This is a genomic window from Vibrio sp. C8, from assembly GCF_054051265.1.
Map to the genome: position 1 here is coordinate 228,347 of NZ_JBPAOE010000011.1, position 22,677 is coordinate 251,023.

Here is a 22,677-nt window from a genome sequence, read left to right on the forward strand (position 1 = left end):
GTTTTCTGTCGTTATGTGGAAATCCACAATAGTCGACTTACTAATAATACTGACAATAGTAGGAGTGATAATAGAAGTAGAAATAGTGAGTCAGCATGTCAAATTTACAACTATGGGCCGCTTTGCCCATGCTGGTGGCCTCAGCCAGTATTCAGGCGGTGGAAATGCCAGCTAAAGCTGGCGTCTGTACCAGTTGTCATGGGCAGGATGGGAAAGGTCAGCCAAATATTGCTCCGATGCTTGCAGGGTTAAGTGCGGAATATCTGGATAGCCAAATTCAGCTGTTCTTATCCGGTGAACGTAAAGATCCCCTGATGAGCCCAATGGCAAAAGAGCTGAGTGATCCTCAAATTCGTAAAGAAGTGACCGAGTACTATGCGTCATTGCCTAGTTATGAGTTTACCAATCTCGAACAGCGCGGTTCTCAAGCAGATATCAACAACCCTTATCGAAAACTGATTTATCAAGGGGATTGGGACAGAAATATACCCGCGTGCGCCACTTGTCATGCCGCCAGTGGTATGGGCGTGGGGCAGTTCCCCCGCTTAGCAAGTCAGCATGCTTATTATCTGAAGAAGCAACTTCATGATTGGAAGAAGGGTTCCCGCAGTGGCGACCCACTCAATATGATGTCTACCATTTCCCAAAAGCTAACAGACGATGAAATAGAAAATTTGTCGTTCTACTTTGCGTCATTTCGATACTAGGAGTTTGCTATGAAAGTCATTTATTCATTGTTGGCGTTCAGCATGCTTTCTGTATCGGCAAAAGCAAATACTGAGTTGCCTGACCGTCAGGCTGAATTACCTGCGGCAAAGAAAAACAGTCAAGCCGAATATCTTGTTCCAAGAGATTTAACCACTATCACCAATGATGAATTTGGAGAGAAGGTTAAACTCGGTTACTCATTGTTCGTCAATTCACAGCAGATGCGTGGCAAGTACGTTGGCAATGACCAGAACTGTGTGAACTGTCATATGGAAGCGGGTCGCAAGGCAAACTCAGCGCCTTTGTGGGCTGCGTATATGGCTTATCCTGCATACCGTAAAAAGAATGATCGCGTAAACAGCTACGCAGATCGAATTCAAGGATGTTTTACTTATTCGATGAACGGTAAACCGCCAGCCTATGATTCTCCGGAATTGGTTGCGTTGAGTGCTTATGCTTATTGGTTAGCCATGGGTGGTTTGATGGATCAGCATGGTCTTGAAAATGAACCAGTACCAGCTTTAGACGAAAAGCAGTTGCAAATTGGTGGTAAGGCTGAATCGTTTCCCATGCCAGACGTTATCGCTCAGGCTCTTCCGGTTGATAAACGTGGCAGCTTAGTAGGACGAGGTTATCCAAAGATCGCAAATCCTGAACTGGAACCTTCACTTGAGCGCGGAATGCAGGTGTATGCAGACAATTGCGCCGCTTGCCATATGAAAGATGGACAAGGCGTCTCGGATAGTGAGGGGCATTCTTATATTCCGCCTCTGTGGGGCAAAAATGCGTATAACTGGGGCGCGGGCATGCACCGTATTAATACTGCGGCTTACTTCATTTATGAAAATATGCCATTGGGTAAAAGCGTTCAGTTAACTGTACAAGAAGCTTGGGATGTATCCGCTTATGTGAATAGCCAAGAGCGGCCACAAGACCCAAGATACAAGGGCAGTCTCGAAGACAACCGCAAAAAGTACCATGCTCATGATGGGTTCTACGGCAAATCGGTGAATGGATACACGCTAGGTAGCAATGCTTTTCCTTCGGCAGTTGTGAAGTAACAAATACAGCGATGGCACTCGTCACTGTTGCTGCTAAAACCGAAAAAAAGGGCTCTACCGAAGTAGAGCCCTTTGTCGTTAATAGGAGATAAAATGTATGATTTAAGCTTGTTTGCGAATCAGGTAATCAAACGCACCTAGACTCGCTTTTGCACCTTCGCCCATAGCAATAATGATTTGCTTGTAAGGTACAGTGGTTGCGTCACCAGCAGCAAAGACACCTTCCATGCTAGTTTCGCCGCGGCTGCCTACTTCGATTTCACCACGAGCAGACAACTCCACATCAGAATCCTTTAACCATTCAGTGTTTGGTACAAGGCCAATTTGTACAAAGATACCTGACAGTTCAATCTCTTTGATTTCGTCTGTATTGCGATCTTTGTATTTCAAACTTGTTACGCGTTTACCGTCACCGATTACCTCGGTTGTTTGTGCCATTGTGATGATTTCAACGTTTGGCAAAGAGTTTGCCTTGTTGATTAACACTTGGTCAGCACGTAGTGTGTCAGCGAACTCAAGAACCGTCACATGTTCAACGATACCTGCTAGGTCAATTGCCGCTTCGATACCTGAGTTACCACCACCGATTATCGCTGTTCTCTTGCCTTTGAATAGTGGACCATCACAGTGTGGGCAGTAAGCCACGCCTTTGTTACGGTATTCTTGTTCACCAGGAACGTTCATCTCTCTCCAGCGTGCGCCTGGGCTTAAGATAACACTCTTACTCTTAAGAGTTGCACCGCTTTCAAGGTTGACGTGGATATAACCATCTTCTGTGTATTGAGCTCCCATCAGTCTGTCTGCTTGTTGCTCAGTAATGATGTCTACACCGTATTCTTTTAGGTGTTCACCTAAATCGTGCGCAAGTTTTGGACCTTCAGTATGTTTAACCGAAATAAAGTTTTCGATTGCCATTGTATCCATGACTTGGCCGCCCAAGCGTTTAGCTACAACGCCAGTGCGAATGCCTTTACGAGCAGCGTATACCGCAGCCGCACTACCACCAGGGCCACCACCGATCACAAGAACATCGTATGGTTCTTTTTCGTTTAGGCTTGCTGCTGCTTTGTCTGCTGCGCCGTCATCAATTTTGTTCAGAATTTCAGTTAGATACATACGGCCTTGACCGAACAGTTTGCCATTTACGAATACGCTTGGTACCGCCATGATGTCGCGAGATTTCACTTCATCTTGGAACAGTGCTCCGTCAATCATGGTTGTACGAATGTCTGGGTTAATAGCCGACATCATGTTGAACGCTTGCACTACGTCTGGACAGTTTTGGCAAGATAGAGAAATAAAGATCTCTACATCGAGCTTTTTGTCCAGTTTAGCGATTTGTTCAATCGTTTCTGCTTCTAGCTTAATTGGATGGCCACCTGAGTGAAGTAGTGCCAATACTAGAGAGGTAAATTCGTGTCCCATTGGAAGGCCAGCAAAGCGTAGCTGTGTTCCTTTCTTAGGGTTTGTCACTGTCATTACTGGACGGCGAGCGCTTGCTGCATCATCGCGAGTCACAGTCACTAAATCGCTTAGCTCTGCAATTTCGTTAGCTAGTGATTGGATATCACTAGATGCCTTGCTTTCATCTAGGCTGACCACTAACTGAACTTCTTCTTTAAGGTTGCTAAGATATTGTTTTAATTGTTGTTTAATCGCCTGATCTAACATTTTTGTTATACCTATTCGTAATTCTATTAAAGAGAGCGGTCACTCTGGATAAATTCAATTCTTTTATCTTGCTGAGGGTGAGAGCCAGTCAAGCCCGTAGGTCGTTAGGTACATTGCCTGACCAGCTCTCTAATTCAGCTACCTTCCAATATGAAGCCGCCGAACGGCTTCAAATGGATTAGGTCTTAAGCTTTATGCTTATTAGATTTTGCCTACTAGGTCTAGAGAAGGAGCTAGCGTTTCTTCGCCTTCTTTCCATTTAGCTGGACATACTTCACCTGGGTGAGAAGCAACGTATTGTGCAGCTTTGATCTTACGTAGTAGGTCTTCTGCGTCACGGCCGATGCCTTCAGCTGTGATTTCAACTGCTTGGATAACACCTTCTGGGTCTATTACGAAAGTAGCGCGGTCTGCTAGACCTTGACCTTCACGCATCACACCGAAGTTGTTAGTGATGTTGCCAGTTTGGTCGCCAACCATGTAGTAGTTGATTTTGCCGATTGTGTCTGAGCTATCGTGCCATGCTTTGTGAGTGAAGTGAGTGTCAGTCGATACTGAGAACACTTCTACGCCACGAGATTGAAGCTCTTCGTAGTGGTCAGCTAGGTCACCTAGCTCAGTTGGACATACGAATGTGAAGTCAGCTGGGTAGAAGAAGAATACAGCCCATTTGCCTAGTACGTCTTTCTCAGAAATGTCTACGAATTTGCCGTCTTTAAATGCCGTTGCGTTAAATGGTTTGATAGTAGTGTTAATCATGTTTTTACCTTCCTAAGAGTTTTTTGGTTTGGCAATCTCTGTCTCTTGCCTTCGAGATGTATATTCACATGAAGAGGTGATTAAGAAAAATTGCTTTTTCTTATTGAATTGATTGGTAAAAGCTATTGGTTGTTAGAGGTATTGGTTAGTAAAAGCTATCGGTAGGGTATTGCAGGTTTTATTCGGTGAAACAAAAAGGGACGCTAAGCGTCCCTTTATACTTTTTGAACTAGTGCCAACCTGACGTTGTAAAAGTGTTATTCGTCTGCAACGTGAGAAACAGCCAATACGCCTCTAACTGCTCGTTTCCAGCCGTTATAACGTTGAGCTCGTTTTGCTTCATCTTGTGCTGGTTCAAAGACTTGGTCGATTTCAGCTTTATCCGCCACTTCATCCAAAGAGCCCCAGTAACCGACAGCAAGGCCAGCTAAGTATGCCGCGCCGAGAGCTGTTACTTCTGTAACCTTAGGACGTTGCACATCCGTGTTCAGAATGTCTGATTGGAACTGCATTAGGAAGTTGTTCGCTACCGCGCCACCATCAACACGCAGTGTTGCCAGTTTGATACCCGAATCCGCTTGCATTGCATCAATTACGTCACGGCTTTGATAGGCAATACTTTCCAATGTTGCGCGAATGATGTGGTTGATACCTGTGCCGCGACTCATACCTACGATAGTACCGCGAGCATATGCATCCCAGTATGGAGCGCCAAGACCTGTAAAGGCTGGAACCACATAAACACCATTTGAAGAGTCCACTTTGGTTGCAAAATATTCAGAATCTTTTGCATCAGTGATGAGCTTCATTTCATCACGAAGCCATTGAATAGCAGCGCCGCCAATAAAGACTGAACCTTCTAACGCGTAAGAGACTTTACCTTCTGGGTCACAAGCTAACGTTGTTAACAAGCCGTTTTTCGACGTCACTTTCTCTTTACCAGTGTTCATTAACAAGAAACAGCCGGTACCATAGGTGTTCTTAGCTTGCCCCGGTTTAACACACATTTGACCAAATAGCGCCGCTTGTTGGTCACCAGCAATACCTGCGATTGGAATACGAGTACCGCCTTTACCACCGATGTTAGTTTCGCCATAGACTTCAGAGGATGCTTTCACTTCTGGCATCATTGATAGCGGAATATCCAGTTCTTTAAGGATTTTTTCATCCCATTGAAGGGTATTGATGTTAAACAGTAGGGTACGAGAAGCATTGGTATAGTCAGTGACATGGACACGACCTTGAGTCATTTTCCATACCAGCCAAGTATCAACCGTACCAAACAGCAGTTTGCCTTCCTGTGCAAGTTCGCGTGCACCAGCAACGTTCTCAAGCACCCATTTCACTTTTGTGCCAGAGAAATATGGGTCTAGCAGCAAACCTGTGTTTTCGCGGATATACTCTTCAAAGCCGTCAATTTTCTTCAACTCTGCACAGATATCAGCTGTTCGGCGGCATTGCCAAACAATCGCATTGTAAACAGGCTCGCCCGTTTCTTTGTTCCAAACAATGGTGGTTTCACGTTGGTTAGTAATACCAATCGCAGCTACTTGATCTGAGCGAATGCCTTTTTGGCCTAGAGCTTCAACCAGTGTGGAGCTTTGTGTTGCGTAAATTTCGAGAGGGTCGTGTTCTACCCAACCCGATTCAGGGTAGATTTGAGTAAACTCGCGTTGTGCAACACTCACGATGTTTGCGTCATGATCGAGCACTACTGCTCGTGAGCTCGTCGTGCCTTGGTCAAGAGCAACAATATATTTATTATTCATAGGTAGGGATCCTTTTCACTTTATTGGATTTATTCTTTTTATTGCTCAAACCTGAGCTTTTGAGTCATCTGCGATTTCACACTCTTCGCACTGATTTGGAATGGTACAGCCTGTGCCCACAGTCGGTACGTACGCACCGATAAATTTAGGATAAGCCCAACCACCAAAACAAGCGCCAGCAACGGTTGCAACTATCGGAATGATAAAGTAGGGAATATCTTTCGCGCCACTTAATGCGTAATCCCATCCTGCTAGGTATGCAAATAATTTTGGTCCAAAGTCACGAGCTGGATTCATAGCAAAACCAGTCAGTGGACCTAACGAACCACCAATAGTGGCAACCACGATACCGATTAGAAGTGGGTTTAGCGCTCCGCGTGCTGCACCATTATTTTCATCACCTAACGCCAAAATTGCGAACATCAGTACTGCTGTAATGGCAAATTCTACAGCAAATGCACCAGAAAAAGATAAAGCAGCGTTAGGGTATGTTGAAAAAATGCCAGCGGTAGTAAGTGCTTCAGGTGTATTACGAGCAATACCGTTTGTCACTTCCCATGCGGTAAATAAATTGCTGTAAAGACCATAAACAAGAGCAGCAGCACAAAATGCTCCGGCAACTTGAGAAGCGATGTAAGGAATAACTTTAGATTTTTCGAAGCCATGAAAAGCGGCAAGCGCTATGGTCACGGCAGGATTAATGTGTGCGCCTGAGACACCAGCAGTGCAGTAAACAGCAATGGCAACTGCAAGGCCCCAAACGATAGAGATTTCCCATTGCCCAAACTGAGCATTGGTCAATACGAGTGCGGCTACACATCCGACACCAAAAAATATGAGCAAACCCGTACCTATGAACTCGGCAATACACTCACCAATGAGAGTATGTTGTTTTTTATTAGCCATAATTTATTTCCTTGGACGTTGATTTGGCATTATCCCATACAGATAATGTGGGCATTATGTTAATCAAAAGGATTCGCATGAAACTATATGGCGCTCTCAAAATGAGCAAACGAACAATTAAATGTTCATTTTATGTTCGCAAATGTTAAGCAATGCACAGTTTTGTATCAAATTAGTTCAATAAGGCGAAGTGTCGATAACGATCAATGTTGGGCAGAACAGCTAAGATTAAGTGACTTATTCAACAGTGTATTTATCTATATATTTCAAATATGAACATGAAGAAGTACACTGCTAGTTATTGGAAACAATCAATCAGGATCTACTTTGAAAGCCATTAAACGTCATCAAGAAATCATCGAGCTAGTCAAAGCTCAGGGATATGTCAGCACCGAAGATCTTGTTGAGCGATTCAATGTTAGCCCTCAAACCATTCGAAGAGATCTCAATGAGCTTGCCGACCTAAACCAAATCAAACGAAACCATGGTGGCGCGACCATAGTCACCAGTTCCGAAAACTCTTCTTACCAAACGCGCAAAGTCTCTCATCAAGAAGAAAAACAACGCATTGCATTGAAGCTGGCTCAACATATTCCAGATGGCGCAACTTTGTTTATCGATATTGGTACCACGCCAGAAGCAGTAGCAAGAGCGTTGTTGCAAAACCATCAGAACCTACGCATTGTGACCAACAATATTAATGTTGCGTCATTACTTATGACCAAGCCTGATTTCAAAGTGATACTGGCTGGTGGTGAAGTTCGCAACCGAGATGGCGGTGTGACTGGCGAGGCGACCATGGATTTTATTTCTCAGTTTCGTCTCGACTTCGGTATTTTGGGCATCAGTGGCATTGATTTCGATGGTTCACTTTTAGACTTTGATTACCATGAAGTTAGAGTTAAAAAAGCCATTATCGAGAACAGTCGCAGTGTCTATTTAGGCGTTGACCATACTAAGTTTGGGCGTAATGCGATGGTAAAACTGGGTGGAATCGAAGAGGTTGATCTGGTAATTACCGATCAAATGCCGCCAGAGAGCATTTGTGCCATTATCCGCGAACATGAGATTCAGCTCGATATTGTTTGATAATGTTCGTTTTAAAAACCAGTCATCGTTTTGACTGGTTTTTTTAGGTCTTTTTTATGTCGTTCTTATGAAATCCACTCTCTTTTTTATCATTTATCCCCATTGAATAGCTAAAATAAACATAATTTGTGCTCGAACGAGCATTTTTAGTTAAATTTTCGCACATTTGATCTTTTTGATGTCACACTAAAAACGCGTTAATTAAGGGTGGGGCGACAATGAATTCTACAGTTCGATTTGAAACCGACGTTGTCATCATTGGTGGTGGTGCGACAGGTACAGGGATTATGCGTGATTGTGCTCTGAGGGGCATAAAGTGCATTTTGCTAGAAAAAGACGATTTGGCGTCAGGTACCACAGGGCGAAATCACGGTTTATTACACTCTGGTGCGCGTTATGCCGTCACCGATCAACATTCCGCAAAAGAATGTATCCAAGAAAACCGCATACTGAAGAAAATCGCTCGACACTGTATTGAAGACACTGGCGGTTTGTTCATCACTTTGCCTGAAGATGATTTGGGCTTTCAAAAGACCTTTATCGAGCAATGCATAGCCGCTGATATCGATGTAGAAACTCTTTCGCCAAAAGATGCGCTTCGTTTAGAACCGAATACTAACCCTGAATTGATTGGTGCTGTCAAAGTGCCAGATGGCACGCTCGACCCATTTCGCCTTTGTTCGTCTAACGTACTTGATGCCAAAGAGCACGGCGCACGTTTGTTTAACCATTCGCGCGTCGTTTCTCTGATCCGTGAAGGCGACACCGTATTGGGCGTGAAATGTATCAATACTCAAACCAACCAACCTTTTGAAGTGATTGCCCAGCAAGTGATTAACGCGGCGGGTATTTGGGGGCAGGGCATCTGCGAATACGCGGAGCTGGATATAAAAATGTTCCCAGCAAAAGGCTCGTTGCTGATCCTTGATTATCGAATCAATAATCTGGTGATTAACCGCTGTCGTAAACCATCGGATGCAGACATTTTAGTGCCGGGCGATACCATCTCTTTGATTGGTACCACCTCAGAACATATCGATTACGACATGATTGACGACCTGCATGTGACTGCTGCAGAAGTGGATTTGCTACTGGAAGAAGGTATCAAGTTGGCGCCGATCATGAAAAATACCCGAGTGCTAAGAGCTTATGCAGGCGTTAGGCCTTTAGTTTCGCTCAGTGGCGACAGTTCTGGCAGAAATATTAGTCGCGGAATTGTCCTGCTCGACCATCAGGAACGCGATGGTCTTAAAGGTCTCACGACAATTACTGGCGGAAAATTAATGACTTACCGCTTGATGGCGGAACAGGCAACGGATCTTGTTGCGAGTAAGCTTGGCAATACTGCTCCTTGTATTACTCATACCAAGCCCTTGCCTGGGTCTGTCGAATCTCCTAAAGCGCTTCGCAAAAGTGCCAGTATCGCTAAGCCTGTATATGAATCAGCCATCTACCGTCATGGGGAAAGGGCAGAAGCTTTTCTCTCTGAACAACCTCGCAGTCAGGCGATTGTCTGTGAATGTGAAATGGTCACCGCAGGTGAAATAGAGTACGCAATTAAAAAACTGGACGTAAAAAACCTCGTGGATTTGCGTCGACGCACTCGCTTGGGAATGGGGCCGTGTCAGGGAGAACTGTGTGCTTATCGTGCTGCGAGTTTGTTCCAAGAATATGGCGATATAGGTGGCCATGAATCAGCACTGCTGCTCAAAGAGTTTTTGGAAGAGCGCTGGAAGGGAATTAAACCGATATTTTGGGGTGATGCCTTACGAGAAGCGGAGTTCAGTTACTGGATCTATGAAGGGTTGTTTGGCTGTGGAGACATTGAGCCAGAGAGTATCGACAAACCTACCATTACACCGTCAACGCAGGAGCAAGAACAGCAATGATGAATTACGATGTCATAGTGATTGGTAGTGGAGTTGCAGGCTATTCGGCTGCCATTAAATGTTTAGAACATGGGTTGAAAACGGCGGTAGTGAGCAGTGGGCAGAGTGCTTTACATTTTTCATCCGGCTCTATCGATTTGCTTTCACATTCCCCGTTAACGCATAAGTTAATTGACGACCCTTGGGCTGAAATTGACGCTTTACCAACTGCGCTTCCACAGCACCCTTATGCGAAAGTCGGCGCTAAAAATGTTCGTTCAGCCATGAACTGGTATCAACAAATGCTTGCGGCAAATGGACTTGCCATGAGCACTTTGCCTTCGTCACACAACCATTTTCGAATTACCACGCTAGGTACCTTGAAATCGACTTGGCTCTCTCAGCCCTATGTTGAAAAAATAGAACAGGATTTTTCAAATCTGGCGCAGTTTAAACGTATTGTGATGATTGCTGTTGATGGCTTCAGAGATTTTCAGCCACATATAGCACTAGGCAATTTGCAGCAACACCCAGCATTTAAAGATATAACCATCAAAACAGCCAAAGTCAGTTTAACGGCGTTTGGGCAACTGAATCGTAATCCGTACGATCTAAGGTCGATAGATATTTCGAGGATCTTAAGAGATGAAGCTCAGTTCACTGAGTTTGCCAATCAATTGCTGAAAGTCGCCACACCTGAAGATTTACTGATGATGCCGTCGATTATGGGTAATGGTGATGGTCTAGAGCTGATGCATAAACTCAGCCGTTATACGGGGCTCCATTTGCATGAAGTACCAACCATGCCACCCTCACTGCTCGGTATTCGTATTGAGGATGTCATGATGCACACCTTCATCAAAAAAGGCGGTGTGCTGCACAAAGGTGATGAAGTGCTTGGTGGTCAGTTTGAGGATCAAGGCGACTGTATCAATTTGGCGTCTATCCAAACCAAAAAAATGGGTGAAATGAATCTGACGGCGAAACACTACATACTTGCTTCCGGTAGCTTCTTCAGTAAGGGGTTGATAGCCAAACAGAACTCAATCAAAGAGCCTATCTTTAATTTGGATACGGAAGTGACTGGTGAAAGACATGAGTGGCATCAGCATGATTTCTTTAGCTCCAAACCGCATCCATTCTTGTCCTTTGGTGTGGTGACTGACAAGAACTTTACCCCGTTTATCCAAGGACAAAAGGTGAATAATTTGCATTGTGTTGGCGCGATTTTAAGTGGCTACAATCCTATCACCCATGGTTGTGGTGGAGGTGTGGCAGTCAGCACCGCTTTTTGGGTAGTCGAGCAAATTGTTGCGGGTCTACGAAGCGAATTACTAATGAAGGAGGTGAGTGCATGACAGTGGCAAGCAGAGATACCACCTTTGACCAATGCATTAAATGCACCGTTTGTACTGTGTACTGTCCGGTAGCAAAGGCGAACCCAGATTTTCCGGGACCAAAACAATGCGGACCAGACGGTGAGCGACTACGCATCAAAAGCCCAGAATTTTATGATGACATGTTGAAACACTGCACCAACTGCAAACGCTGTGAAACGGCATGCCCGTCAGGTGTGCGTATTGGCGATATTATCGCGGTGGCAAGAGGTAAGTTCGGCAAGCGTCCGATGAATCCTAAGCTGGTGCGCGATTTTGTCTTGAGCCACACCGATCTGTTCGGCTCACTCGCCACGCCATTTGCACCACTCGTGAATGCGGCGACGCAATTGCCTTTGGTGAAGAAGATCATGCACAAGACGATAGGCGTGCATGAACATAAATCTTTGCCTAAGTATTCGCATGGCACGTTTAGAAATTGGTTTAAGAAAAACGTCACCGAACAGTCAATTTACCCGAGAGCGATCAGCTATTACCATGGCTGCTATGTCAACTATAACCATCCTCAACTGGGGAAAGACTTTATCCGAGTAATGAACGCCATGAACATAGGTGTGCGTTTACTGGAAAAAGAAAAATGCTGTGGCGTAGCGATGATCGCGAACGGCTTCCACGATAAAGCAAGAAAGAACGCAGAGTTTAATATTGAACATGTCGGCAAAGCCATTGAACAAGACAGTATTGCCGTATTGTCCACCTCATCAACCTGTTCTTTCACCTTGCAGGAGGAATATCCTCATGTGCTCGGCGTTGAAAACGAAAATGTAGTGAACAAGATCCACTATGTGAGCCGCTTTCTGTTGAAAGAGTTTATGAGTGGCAACTTGCCAAAAATGAAACCGCTCAATAAGAAAATTGTCTATCACACTCCTTGTCACCTTGAAAGAAGTGGAGGCGCTGTTTTTACCATTGAAGTCCTAAAGATGATTCCAGGTTTAGAAGTGGTTGTGCTTGATAGTGAATGTTGTGGTCTGGCAGGTACTTATGGTTTTAAAGAGGAAAACTACGAAGTCTCTATGAAGATAGGGGATGACCTGTTTAGCAAGATTAGACGTTCAAACGCTGATTACGCCATTACAGATTGCGAAACCTGTAAGTGGCAAATTGAGGAAAACACTCAGCTAGAGTGTATTCACCCAGTGAGTTTGATAGCGGAAGCGCTGCTTTAAACAAAAGCAGCCTTCGAGAAAATTGAAAGAAATAGCCGTGGAAAAGAGGAAGTAGATATCGAGGATTTTGCCTGTTAATAAAACATAAAATCCTCTCGCTACTATTAAAAAAGTTGTATAAACATATTGCTTTAATTGTGAATTAAATCACAATATGCGCACATTTTTTCATCTTCTTTTACACGGTTATATGACGCAAACCATGTCCGCAACCAATGACAATTCTCGTCGTTCACAATACTTACGCGTTTTTGCTTTAGGTTTCAGCGGCTTCATTTTTAACACTACTGAATTTGTGCCAGTTGGACTGCTTTCTGATATCGCGAATGATTTTTCAATATCGACAGCTTCTGTTGGCTGGATGTTGACTATCTATGCTTGGATAGTTGCATTGATGTCATTACCAATGATGATGCTCACCAGTCGAATTGAGCGTAAAAAATTACTGCTCGCGCTGTTTGCGCTGTTTATTGTCAGTCACGGTCTATCGGTGTTTGCTTGGAACTTTGAAGTTCTGATCGCCAGCCGCATTGGTATTGCATTTGCTCATGCGGTGTTCTGGTCCATCACTGCCTCTATCGCAATACGAGTTGCTCCTCCGGGTAAGAAGACCTTTGCACTCAGTATTTTGGCAACGGGAACTTCACTTGCAATGGTATTGGGGGTTCCACTCGGTCGAATAATAGGTCAATGGCTTGGTTGGCGCGTCACCTTTGGTGTTATCGGTATAACCGCTTTAGTCATAATGTTCAGCCTTTATCGCTTATTGCCGGTAATGCCGAGCTTGTTTACCGGTTCCATGAAGAAGCTGCCAGAGCTATTGAAGAATCCAGCCTTGATGGGTTTATACCTATTCATCTTCATGATTTTTACCGCGCATTACTCAGCTTACAGTTATATCGAACCTTTCCTTAAGACGATTGGGCTGCTCTCTGAAAACTTTACCACCTTCCTTCTGCTGCTATTTGGTTCTGCGGGAATTATAGGTAGTGTGATTTTTGGCAATTTAGGAGAACGCCCGAATACACCGATATTGGTCGGCTGTACGGCGACAGTGATGGTTTGTACCGCGATGCTATATTTCGCAGTACCGCACTTGTGGTCTATCAGTATATTGCTGGTGGTTTGGAGTGCAGCATTGATGATTGTCTGTCTGGTTATGCAGGTAAAAGTGCTCAATATCGACGCCAACGCATCAGATATGATCATGTCTATGTTCTCGGGCATCATTAACTTAGGTATCGGCGCAGGTGCACTGATCGGCGGTAAAGTGATTCTTTATATGTCTCTTGAAGGCATCGGATACGTGAGTGCGATTTTCGCCTTGCTATCACTGCTCTGGATTTTGTTCTTGATGAAGCGATATACCTCAATTCGATAGTTATTTGATTTGAAAACCGGCTAGTTCTCCTCTAGTCGGTGTCCCTCTTGTTTAGAATTAAAATGCTGCTAACTAGTCAAAATTCTTCAATTCTGACATGCAGTTATGTGGAAAATTATGAACATAGCGTAGGATAAAACGGATTGGGGGTGTGAAAGGTAAACTGTAAATAATTGATTGATATAATTTTATTAATCATTAATGGCATTTACTAATCGCAATGAGCAATCGAAAAATCTTCATGTCACCGATATTGAGAAGTAAGTTAAAAAAATCTCATATTATCTTGCCTAAAAAGAGCTTTTTCTCCGCATTTAATCTGTCTTCCGACACGATTAAAATTGAACCTTACTCTAGGTTCTGCAGTGGAAGAAACTTATGCAGTATGGGGTCGTTCTCATATTCGAACTCAGCTCTTGATCTGCATGCGACAGTAGGCAGGTACACGAGCATTGCTTCGAATGTCAGACTTATGTCTATTGGACATCCTCTGGATCGATTCACAACATCCAATATTAGTTATTGTCATCCTAGATATTTAAAGCACTCAACTTATAGGTTTTCACCATTTGAGGAACCTGAAGGGATCACTATAGGTAATGATGTTTGGATCGGTAATGACGTCTTGTTTAAAAAAGGTTTGACTATTGGTGATGGAGCTGTGGTCGCCGCGAATTCTGTTGTAACTAAAGACGTTCCACCTTATGCCGTCGTTGGTGGCGTTCCGGCAAAAATATTGAAGTATAGGTTTTCTGAAAGTATCAGACAGAAACTTCTCGAACTCGAATGGTGGAAATATGATTTTAGAGATTTCATCGGACAGAAAAATCTAGAAGTCGATTTAGATATAACAGCGTTTGTTCCGGTTCTAGAGGAGATGATTAAAGGCAATGAAATAAAGCAATACAAACCTCAACCTATCTGTATTTAAAGGGATTGAGAGTTCTGAGGCTTTGCTTTCTTCAAGTGATGGAATATCACTCGTCTATGATGCAACCCGCAATGGTTTGCGTGGATTCTCGCGCGACTAATTCACCGTCGTAGGCTTGATGGCTGGTAAGGTTGCCTTGCTTATTCGCCAGCGCTAAGGCAAGGGCTGTGGCATCTTGGGTTAATCGGATAATCGGCAGTGATACCGTTGAAAGGCTTGGAATTGCATAGGCGGCAGCCGGTTCGTTGTCGATACCAATCACAGACACATCTTGCGGTACTCTTAGACCGTGGTCGTGCAGTGCACGGATTGCACCAATTGCCATATCATCGTTACAAGCAAAAATAGCAGTGAATTTTTCGCCAGTTTGCAGCAAGATTTGCGCGCCTTTATAACCACCTTCTAAGGTGTTGTCGCCTTCCACAATCCAGTTTTTCTTTTCTGATATACCAGCCACACTAAGCTGGTTTTTGTACGCTTCTAAACGTAACCGACCGGTTTCGCTATTAATCGGAGAAGTAATACAGGCGATGTTTTTATGGCCTAACTGGATGAGGTGCTCCATCGCTAATGTGGCTAATTGAGTTTGTTTTAAACCAAAGCTTGATAGGGATTTCGCTTTGAGTTGGCGGTTTAATATAATTAGTGGCTGGGCGATTTTTTGTTGCAGTTCAACCAGTTCAGGTTCGGACAGATGACGACTATAAAGCAGAATGGCATCACAGCGTTGGTTAGCAATGGTTTCAACCGATTCGCGTTCACCTTCTGCGCTGTTCTTGCTGCGAATAACCAGCAGCTTTTTGCCTGCCTGAAGGGCTGCTTGCCCAGCATGATGGAGGACGCTGCCAAAATAACTGCTTCTAAATTCAGGAAGAACGAGGCCGATAGAGTTGGAAGTATTGGTTGCCAAAGCCTGTGCAAGTGTATTGGGTTGATATCCCAACTCTTTCATTACAGAAAGAACCGCATTTCTGGTGACTTCTTTGACCTGAGGGCTGTTGTTCAGTACTCGTGACACCGTCGCTTTTGAGACGCCAGCGGCTTTGCACACATCATTTATGGTTGCCATACATTTCCTTATCTATCCGACCCGACATACCTAAACATGATAGGCATGCCGGGAGGGAGACAAGTTTAGCCAATTTCAATTGAATTTTGAAAGGCTTATTTACCAGATGTGTTGCGGCTAGATAACTTCGCCGTTGGTTTCGATAACTTTCTTATACCAGTGGAAGCTTTTCTTCTTCGAACGCGCCATTGTACCGCTGCCATCGTCGTGCTTATCTACATAGATAAAACCATAACGTTTTCTGTATTCACCAGTGGTGAAAGATACACAATCAATACAGCCCCAAGGCGTGTAGCCCATGACATCAACGCCGTCATAACTGATCGCTTGTTTCACTGCTTTTATGTGTGAACCAAGGTAGTCAATACGGTAGTCATCGTTGATTGAACCGTCTTGTTCAATTTTATCTAATGCTCCAAGTCCATTCTCTACAATGAAGATTGGCTTTTGGTAACGCTCGTAAAGCTCAGACAGCGCGTAGCGAAGACCGTCTGGGTCAATTTGCCATTCCCAGTCAGACGCCGGTAAATATGGATTTAGGCGGCTACCTTCGAATAGTGAAGGCGTGTTGGTCGCTTCGTCGATTTTTACTGAAACGATGTTGGTCATGTAGTAGCTGATCGCCAGATAATCTGCACAACCTTCACGCAGAATTACATCGTCACCTGGCTGAATGTTGACTGTAATTCCTTTACGTTCCCATTCTTTGAGTAGGTAACTTGGGTAGTAACCACGCACCTGCACATCACTGAATTGGTATTTCTCACGCATCATTTCCTGTGTAAGCAGCATATCTTCAGGTCGGCATGAAGCAGGGTAGAGTGGCATCATATGGATCATGCTACCAATTTTGAAATCAGGGTTAATAGCATGACCTTGTTTAACCACGAGTGCACTCGCAAGGAACTGGTGGTGAAGCACTTGATACAGCATTTGTTCTGGATTTTCATAGTCGCTGTAAATCATCCCAGAATTACAGTAACCCCAGATAGGCAGTTTCCAGTTACGTTGGTTATTGATTTCGTTAAAGGTGATCCAGTATTTCACTTTGTTTTTGTAACGTTCCATCACGGTTAAGCTGAACTTTACAAACAAATCCATTACCTGACGGTTCTTCCAACTGCCGTACTCTTTTACTAAATGGTTCGGCATTTCGAAGTGAGAAAGGGTGATGACAGGTTCAATGCCGTATTTCAACAATTCATCAAAAAGATCATCGTAGTACTGAAGCCCCGCTTCGTTTGGTGTCTCTTCATCACCGTTTGGGAAGATGCGTGTCCAAGCGATCGATGTGCGGAAACATTTAAAGCCCATTTCTGCGAACAGAGCCACGTCACCTTTGAAGTGACCGTAAAAATCAACCGCTTCGTGGTTTGGGTAAAATTTATCGGCTTCAACAGTTTCGGTGATGACGCGAGGTACACCATGTGCACCTTTGGTGAGAACGTCAACCACGCTAGGGCCTTTGCCATCTTTGTTCCAAGCGCCTTCAACCTGATGCGCTGCCACTGCTCCGCCCCAGAGAAAATCCTTCGGAAAACCTTGTTGTGACATAGTGATACCTTCTCAAATAAAGTGAATGAGCCTAAATAGAATAGGTGATTTAAAGGCATTCTAATTCAGAAAAAACCAAAATGAAACCGGTTACAATGTGAATTCTCGTCAATCTAGTATTTAGAATCCACCCAGACAGAGAGCACAGACTGATAAAAAATTGAGAAAAACAAAAAAGCCACGAGTGAAGTGCTCGTGGCGAAAAGGGAAGGAACGAAAAACTATAAGAACGTTATGGAAGGTCAAACACTAACGCTGTAGTGCGTACATCGCTGTTGTTATAGAAGCTTAAATATTGCTCAGCAACGATTTTTGCGCCGTCTCCCGGTGTCAGTTGAGTATCGTTAACAAACAGGTCGCTATTGATCTGATGAACATAAACTCGGCGGTCTTTCTCCACTTCATAGCTAACCTCAGTATGAGGTTCCAGAATGAGTTGGTGCAGCTTCGCATCCTGTTTGATTTGCAATGTGCCGTTTTTACCAGTCGGTGTCGCAATGGTCGTTAATCCAACTTCTTGGCCAAAATCTTTTTGTTGGTATCCCGGTTTTCCACCATACGTGTTTGGTTGAATCCAGATTTGCAAAAACTTCAAGGTTTCAGTGCTAGACGCATTAAATTCACTGTGGGCAATGCCGCGACCGGCAGACATCAATTGAAATTCACCCGCAGGAAGCGTTTCAACATTCCCTTCGCTGTCTTTGTGCGCGATGGTGCCTTGAAGAACATAACTGATGATCTCCATGTCACGATGGCTGTGTGTTTCAAAGCCAGCACTAGGAGCAACAGTGTCATCGTTAATCACTCTAAGCTCTGAAAATCCCATGTGCTTAGGATCAAAGTAGCTACCAAAAGAAAATGTGTGTTTGCTGTCTAACCAGCCGAAGTTCGCTCGGCCGCGTTGAGATGCTTTTCTAATTTCAATCATAGTTTTCTCCTCACTTGGCTTGCTGGCTAACTAACGACAGGGTTATTAATAGCAATGCCAATCTATGAAAGAGATGTTAGAGCTTTAGGCGCTGAGATCACAGCCGCTGAATTTGTTGCCCTTATTCGAAAATTTAGAATGAAGGCAACGTGATGGTTTGAGTAGGAAAGAGCGGAAGCGTTATGACTTGCCGTAAAGCTTCATGAATGCGTTGACGGCTTGTTCCACTGTTGCTTCAATTTTTGGATTGGGTTTCTCTATGGTGACCTATGCCTGAACGATCGGCTTCCGTCACCGCCATGCGACAAATAGATAGAGCATCCGGCGTTTGTATTTTAACCTCTCCTTAACTTCGGATGATTTAGTGTACTAGCTGTTAAAAGTGTTATTTGTGAATTAGATTCGCTGAACCGTTATACGATGGATAGCTAAAATAGTATCCTTGGCGTTTTTGTTTCGGCATCGAACGGTAAAGTTGCGTTAGGAAGGTTAGGTTCGGCAAATGTTAAAGGCATTATTAGTAGAAGATGATTTGGATCTTGCTACGGCATTAATTGACTATATGTCATTGGAAGATATCGATTGTGACTACGCTTCCGATGGTCAGGTTGGCTATAACCTGATTATGTCTAATCGCTACGACGTTATTATTCTCGACCTTAACCTGCCTAAAGTTGAAGGCTTGGTGGTCTGCGAACGCATTCGCAACAATGGTGTTGAAACGCCTGTTTTGATGCTGACAGCTCGCGATACCTTAGACGACAAGCTGCAAGGGTTTAGTCGTGGTGCCGATGACTATCTGGTGAAGCCGTTTGCGATGGAAGAGCTGTTGGTTCGTATGAAAGTGCTGGCCAAACGTCGCAGCGGGCAAGTTTCTAAATTGGTGATTGCCGATCTGGAACTCGATCTCAGCCACCGCCAAGCAACCAGAGCCGGAACACTTCTTAAACTGTCTCCTATTGCCTTGAAAATTCTTGAAATATTGATGAGAGAATACCCGTCTGGTGTCTCTAGAGAAAAAATCATTCATACAGTTTGGGGTGATGAACAACCGGACAGCAACAGTTTAAAAGTGCACATTTTCAACCTGAGAAAGCAGGTAGACCAGAATGATTGGGCACCTTTAATTCAAACGATTCCGGGTTTTGGCTTTGCTATCACTTCTCAGGAAGCGCCATGAAAGTTCGTCGTAGTCTAAAAATATTCATCGTCTGCACCATTATGGGAATGGCAACCATCACGGTTGTTGGTTTCTCTACGCTAACCGCTAGCTACTTTGAGAAAGGGTTAGACAGCGGGCTGCGAATTAACATGCAGGAAATCGGTCGTTTTACTTCTGTTGAATCGGAAACAAACATTCTCGGTTTTCAAGTTGTTCGACAATGGAAAGATGTCACTCCCGAAATCCGACAAGTGTTTGCCCAGCCAACCAAACATTTGGATTTCAATAAGCGAATTTATAGAGATCATTGGTATTCAGAGCCGAATAGAGCGTTGTTTTTGCTTAGATACGAACGAAGCGAGCATGAAGTTCTTTATATCTCCCGTATTATCGATGAGCTTGAGGTGGCTGATCTTAGCGACCGTCTTAATAAAGATAAGCTCCCTCATTTATGTCAGATCCTTATTTACGCAGCGATAGCGTTAACACTCTTCGCTGTGTGTATGTATTTTGTCGGTCAACTGGTTGCCAATCCTATAGAACGTTTAGCTAAGTGGGCGAAAACGTTGACACCATGTCAACTTAATCGTCCACTGCCTGACTTTCAATATAATGAGCTTAATCGGTTGGCCATGATTGTAAAAAACAGCTTGTCTTCGGTTGAAGAAACATTACACCGCGAACACAAGTTTCTGGCTCATGCTAGCCATGAACTGAGAACGCCCATTGCCGTAGTTCGTAGTAATACCGAGCTAATGGCGAAACTGGTCGATAAGCCCAATTCGATTGAAAAGCAAAAAGAAGTGCTGGAACGCATATTGAGAGCGGGTGTTACCATGACAGATCTCTGTGATACTTTGCTGTGGCTTAACAGAGGGCGACATAATGAATTGCAACTTACGCAAGTCAACCTTGGTGAACTGATAAAACAGTTGTGCCAAGACTTGAACTATCTGATTAGGGACAAAGAAGTAAAGGTTGAGGTTAGCGTGTCTGGCGGTGTATTTGAATTACCCGCAACCATGAGCCGTATCGTTCTCAGCAATCTTATTCGAAATGCATATCAGCATACCTTGCGTGGCAGAGTGGTGATAGAGCAGGCTGGTTCACAAGTCATCATTATGAACCGAGATGAAAGTTGTGGCGATACTCAAGACCAACTTGGGTTTGGTTTAGGCCTTGAACTAACGAATAGAATCGTAAGCCATTATCAATGGAATTTTACGATTGAAGAGTTCGCTGATGGCCGCGACGTTCGAATCAATTTTTCAACCAAGTAACAGTATGCTCCCTATTGCTAAAAGCGTTTGTTAGTAGCACACTCCGCGCAAATAATGTCGCTATATTTGCGTGGAGTTTTATTGAATGTTCGCCATCCCTCCGATGTTAATCACTATTGGTTTATTGCTTATCAGCAATGTCTTCATGACTTTTGCTTGGTATGCCCATCTGCGTGAATTGAGTCACAAGCCGTGGATTATTGCAGCCCTGCTAAGCTGGGGAATTGCGCTGTTTGAGTATCTCTTTCAGGTACCGGCCAATCGCATTGGCTACACCGTATTAAACCTTGGGCAGTTGAAAATATTGCAGGAAGTGATCACGCTAACAGTGTTTGTTCCTTTTGCGCTTATCTATATGAAAGAACCCTTCAGAATGGATTTTGTGTGGGCAGGGCTTTGCCTGTTAGGCGCAGTGTTCTTTATCTTCCGTCCACAAATTATCGCAGCGCTTTCATAGTCATTTAGCCAGTCGGGACAAATAAAAATGCCCACTACAAAAGTAGTGGGCAATGTAAAGCGTAATAATTGAGGGGGATTACGCTAACGCTTGGGTATTTTGTTTTGCTTTAGCACGCAAACCCAGAAGGATGGTCATACCGAATGCCACTGCAAATGAAATCGCCATGCCTACAATGTAGTAGCTGATTTTGTCTGGAGCGATTGAGATAATGCCCGGTAAACCTGCTGCACCTAGTGCTTGAGCTTTTACGTTGAACAGTGTGATAAATGCGCTCGATACTGCTGCACCTGTGATGGCTGCAATAAACGGATAGCGTAGTTTCAAGTTCACACCGAACATTGCTGGTTCAGTAATACCAAGCAGTGCCGTAATACCCGAAGGAATAGCAATGCCTTTTAGCTTGATATCTTTAGTGCTGAAACCCACTGCAAGAGCCGCCGCACCTTGTGCTACGTTAGACATCGCTGCGATAGGGAAGATGAACGTACCGCCAGTTACTGCAATATCTGCAAGAAGCTGAGTTTCAATTGCAATAAAGCTGTGGTGCATACCGGTAATTACGAATGGAGCATAGATAAAACCAAATAGTGCGCCACCAACAAAACCTGCAGAATCGTATAGCCAGTTCAGGCCATCACCAAGCATGAAACCAACATCACGAGTGATAGGGCCAACCAATGTAAAGGTTAAGAAACCTGTAATGAAAATCGCCAGCATAGGTGTAAGAAGGTTATCCAATACTGATGGAATGAACTTACGTAGACCATTTTCAACTTTGGCAAGGATAAACGCTGACACCAGTACAGGTAGAACAGAACCTTGGTAACCAACTTTTTGAATTTCTAGGCCAAGAATGTTCCAAGTCGGTATGGTTCCCGATACCGATGCGCTGCCGAATCCCCAACCATTGAGAAGATCAGGGTGAACCATCAACATACCAAGGGCTGCGCCAAGGAAAGGGTTACCGCCAAATTTGCGAGAAGCTGAGAATGCTAGCAATACCGGAAGGTATACAAAAGGGGCGTTAGCAAAAGTGTTAATCATGCTAGCGAGATCAGCCAAACCTGGGTTTGCGTCAATCAGTGATTGCCCGTCTATAAATAGACCTTGAGCTGTTAATACGTTGAATAGACCCATCAACAGACCGCCAGCTACGATAGCAGGGATAATCGGAACAAAGATATCCGAAAGCCCTTTCACTGCGCGTTGTACAATGTTCTGTTTATCCGCGCCAGCACTTGCAACGTCACTGGTCGACATTTCTGTCATACCGGTTAGTTTCGCCATCTCAGCATACACTTGGTTAACGATGCCAGAACCAAAAATAATCTGGTATTGGCCAGCAACTTTAAATTGTCCTTTCACGCCATCAAGTGACTCAATTGCAGCTTCGTCAATAAGAGTATCGTCTTTTAACGCTAAGCGTAAGCGTGTAGCACAATGTGCTAGAGCTTGGATATTAGCTTTACCACCTAAATGGTCTAGAAGCTGTTTTGCTATGACTGGATAGTCCAT

Annotated in this window: 19 protein-coding genes; 11 read left to right on the plus strand and 8 right to left on the minus strand. The window is 44.1% G+C overall.

The window, feature by feature from the left end; all coding sequences use genetic code 11:
* Positions 1-128: 128 nt before the first annotated feature.
* Both ACRQQK_RS07090 and ACRQQK_RS07095 read left to right on the plus strand, forming a co-directional pair.
* Complete coding sequence (locus ACRQQK_RS07090; RefSeq protein ID WP_457511100.1) at positions 129-707, plus strand: c-type cytochrome; 579 nt, start codon at positions 129-131, stop codon at positions 705-707.
* Positions 708-716: 9 nt separating this feature from the next.
* On the plus strand, positions 717-1,769 hold the full coding sequence (locus tag ACRQQK_RS07095; protein WP_457510604.1) for a c-type cytochrome: 1,053 nt from the start codon (positions 717-719) through the stop codon (positions 1,767-1,769).
* 102 nt (positions 1,770-1,871) lie between these two features.
* On the opposite strand, the gene ahpF is transcribed toward ACRQQK_RS07095, so the two are convergent.
* From ahpF to ACRQQK_RS07115, 4 genes are all read right to left on the minus strand, one after another.
* A complete protein-coding gene (ahpF, locus tag ACRQQK_RS07100; RefSeq protein WP_457510605.1) occupies positions 1,872-3,440 on the minus strand; it encodes an alkyl hydroperoxide reductase subunit F in 1,569 nt (522 codons plus the stop codon).
* Positions 3,441-3,641: 201 nt separating this feature from the next.
* On the minus strand, positions 3,642-4,199 hold the full coding sequence (gene ahpC, locus ACRQQK_RS07105; protein WP_457510606.1) for an alkyl hydroperoxide reductase subunit C: 558 nt from the start codon (positions 4,197-4,199) through the stop codon (positions 3,642-3,644).
* Positions 4,200-4,456: 257 nt separating this feature from the next.
* Positions 4,457-5,968 (minus strand): glycerol kinase GlpK, encoded by a 1,512-nt coding sequence (glpK, locus tag ACRQQK_RS07110; protein WP_457510607.1) that lies wholly within the window; start codon positions 5,966-5,968, stop codon positions 4,457-4,459.
* Between the two features lie 45 nt (positions 5,969-6,013).
* Entirely contained in the window at positions 6,014-6,874 is an 861-nt protein-coding gene (locus tag ACRQQK_RS07115) for an MIP/aquaporin family protein (RefSeq protein WP_457510608.1), read from the minus strand.
* 327 nt (positions 6,875-7,201) lie between these two features.
* Here ACRQQK_RS07115 and ACRQQK_RS07120 point away from each other — a divergent pair, with 327 nt between their 5' ends.
* The 6 genes from ACRQQK_RS07120 (at position 7,202) to ACRQQK_RS07145 (ending at position 14,709) form a co-directional block, all read left to right on the plus strand.
* Positions 7,202-7,963 carry a DeoR/GlpR family transcriptional regulator gene (locus ACRQQK_RS07120; RefSeq protein WP_042481714.1) on the plus strand — a complete coding sequence of 254 codons (762 nt, stop codon included), beginning with the start codon at positions 7,202-7,204 and terminating at the stop codon, positions 7,961-7,963.
* A 218-nt stretch (positions 7,964-8,181) separates the two neighbouring features.
* The gene (glpA, locus tag ACRQQK_RS07125; protein WP_457510609.1) at positions 8,182-9,852 is read left to right on the plus strand and encodes an anaerobic glycerol-3-phosphate dehydrogenase subunit A; all 1,671 of its coding nucleotides are present in this window, start codon (positions 8,182-8,184) and stop codon (positions 9,850-9,852) included.
* The gene (gene glpB, locus ACRQQK_RS07130; protein WP_457510610.1) at positions 9,849-11,189 is read left to right on the plus strand and encodes a glycerol-3-phosphate dehydrogenase subunit GlpB; all 1,341 of its coding nucleotides are present in this window, start codon (positions 9,849-9,851) and stop codon (positions 11,187-11,189) included. Before glpA ends, glpB begins: the two co-directional genes overlap by 4 nt.
* Positions 11,186-12,397: an anaerobic glycerol-3-phosphate dehydrogenase subunit GlpC gene (gene glpC / locus ACRQQK_RS07135; RefSeq protein WP_457510611.1), complete on the plus strand. Its 1,212-nt coding sequence runs from the start codon at positions 11,186-11,188 to the stop codon at positions 12,395-12,397. The genes glpB and glpC overlap by 4 nt, the downstream gene beginning before the upstream one ends.
* A gap of 202 nt (positions 12,398-12,599) precedes the next feature.
* A complete protein-coding gene (locus ACRQQK_RS07140) occupies positions 12,600-13,778 on the plus strand; it encodes a sugar transporter (protein ID WP_457510612.1) in 1,179 nt (392 codons plus the stop codon).
* 472 nt (positions 13,779-14,250) lie between these two features.
* Entirely contained in the window at positions 14,251-14,709 is a 459-nt protein-coding gene (locus ACRQQK_RS07145; RefSeq protein WP_457510613.1) for a CatB-related O-acetyltransferase, read from the plus strand.
* A 46-nt stretch (positions 14,710-14,755) separates the two neighbouring features.
* Here the strand turns inward: ACRQQK_RS07145 and ACRQQK_RS07150 are convergent, their stop codons facing one another.
* From ACRQQK_RS07150 to ACRQQK_RS07160, 3 genes are all read right to left on the minus strand, one after another.
* Positions 14,756-15,778, minus strand: coding sequence for a LacI family DNA-binding transcriptional regulator (locus ACRQQK_RS07150; protein ID WP_457510614.1), 1,023 nt, complete (start codon positions 15,776-15,778; stop codon positions 14,756-14,758).
* A 117-nt stretch (positions 15,779-15,895) separates the two neighbouring features.
* The gene (locus ACRQQK_RS07155) at positions 15,896-17,332 is read right to left on the minus strand and encodes a 6-phospho-beta-glucosidase (RefSeq protein WP_457510615.1); all 1,437 of its coding nucleotides are present in this window, start codon (positions 17,330-17,332) and stop codon (positions 15,896-15,898) included.
* 232 nt (positions 17,333-17,564) lie between these two features.
* The gene (locus tag ACRQQK_RS07160) at positions 17,565-18,260 is read right to left on the minus strand and encodes a pirin family protein (protein ID WP_457510616.1); all 696 of its coding nucleotides are present in this window, start codon (positions 18,258-18,260) and stop codon (positions 17,565-17,567) included.
* A 502-nt stretch (positions 18,261-18,762) separates the two neighbouring features.
* Here ACRQQK_RS07160 and ACRQQK_RS07165 point away from each other — a divergent pair.
* The 3 genes from ACRQQK_RS07165 to ACRQQK_RS07175 all read left to right on the plus strand — a co-directional run bounded on the left by ACRQQK_RS07165 (position 18,763) and on the right by ACRQQK_RS07175 (position 21,159).
* Entirely contained in the window at positions 18,763-19,440 is a 678-nt protein-coding gene (locus ACRQQK_RS07165) for a response regulator transcription factor (protein WP_457510617.1), read from the plus strand.
* On the plus strand, positions 19,437-20,702 hold the full coding sequence (locus ACRQQK_RS07170; RefSeq protein WP_457510618.1) for a sensor histidine kinase: 1,266 nt from the start codon (positions 19,437-19,439) through the stop codon (positions 20,700-20,702). Before ACRQQK_RS07165 ends, ACRQQK_RS07170 begins: the two co-directional genes overlap by 4 nt.
* A 94-nt stretch (positions 20,703-20,796) precedes the next feature.
* Positions 20,797-21,159 (plus strand): DMT family protein, encoded by a 363-nt coding sequence (locus ACRQQK_RS07175; protein ID WP_042482174.1) that lies wholly within the window; start codon positions 20,797-20,799, stop codon positions 21,157-21,159.
* Between the two features lie 78 nt (positions 21,160-21,237).
* On the opposite strand, the gene ACRQQK_RS07180 is transcribed toward ACRQQK_RS07175, so the two are convergent.
* Positions 21,238-22,677, minus strand: coding sequence for a sucrose-specific PTS transporter subunit IIBC (locus tag ACRQQK_RS07180; protein WP_457510619.1), 1,440 nt, complete (start codon positions 22,675-22,677; stop codon positions 21,238-21,240).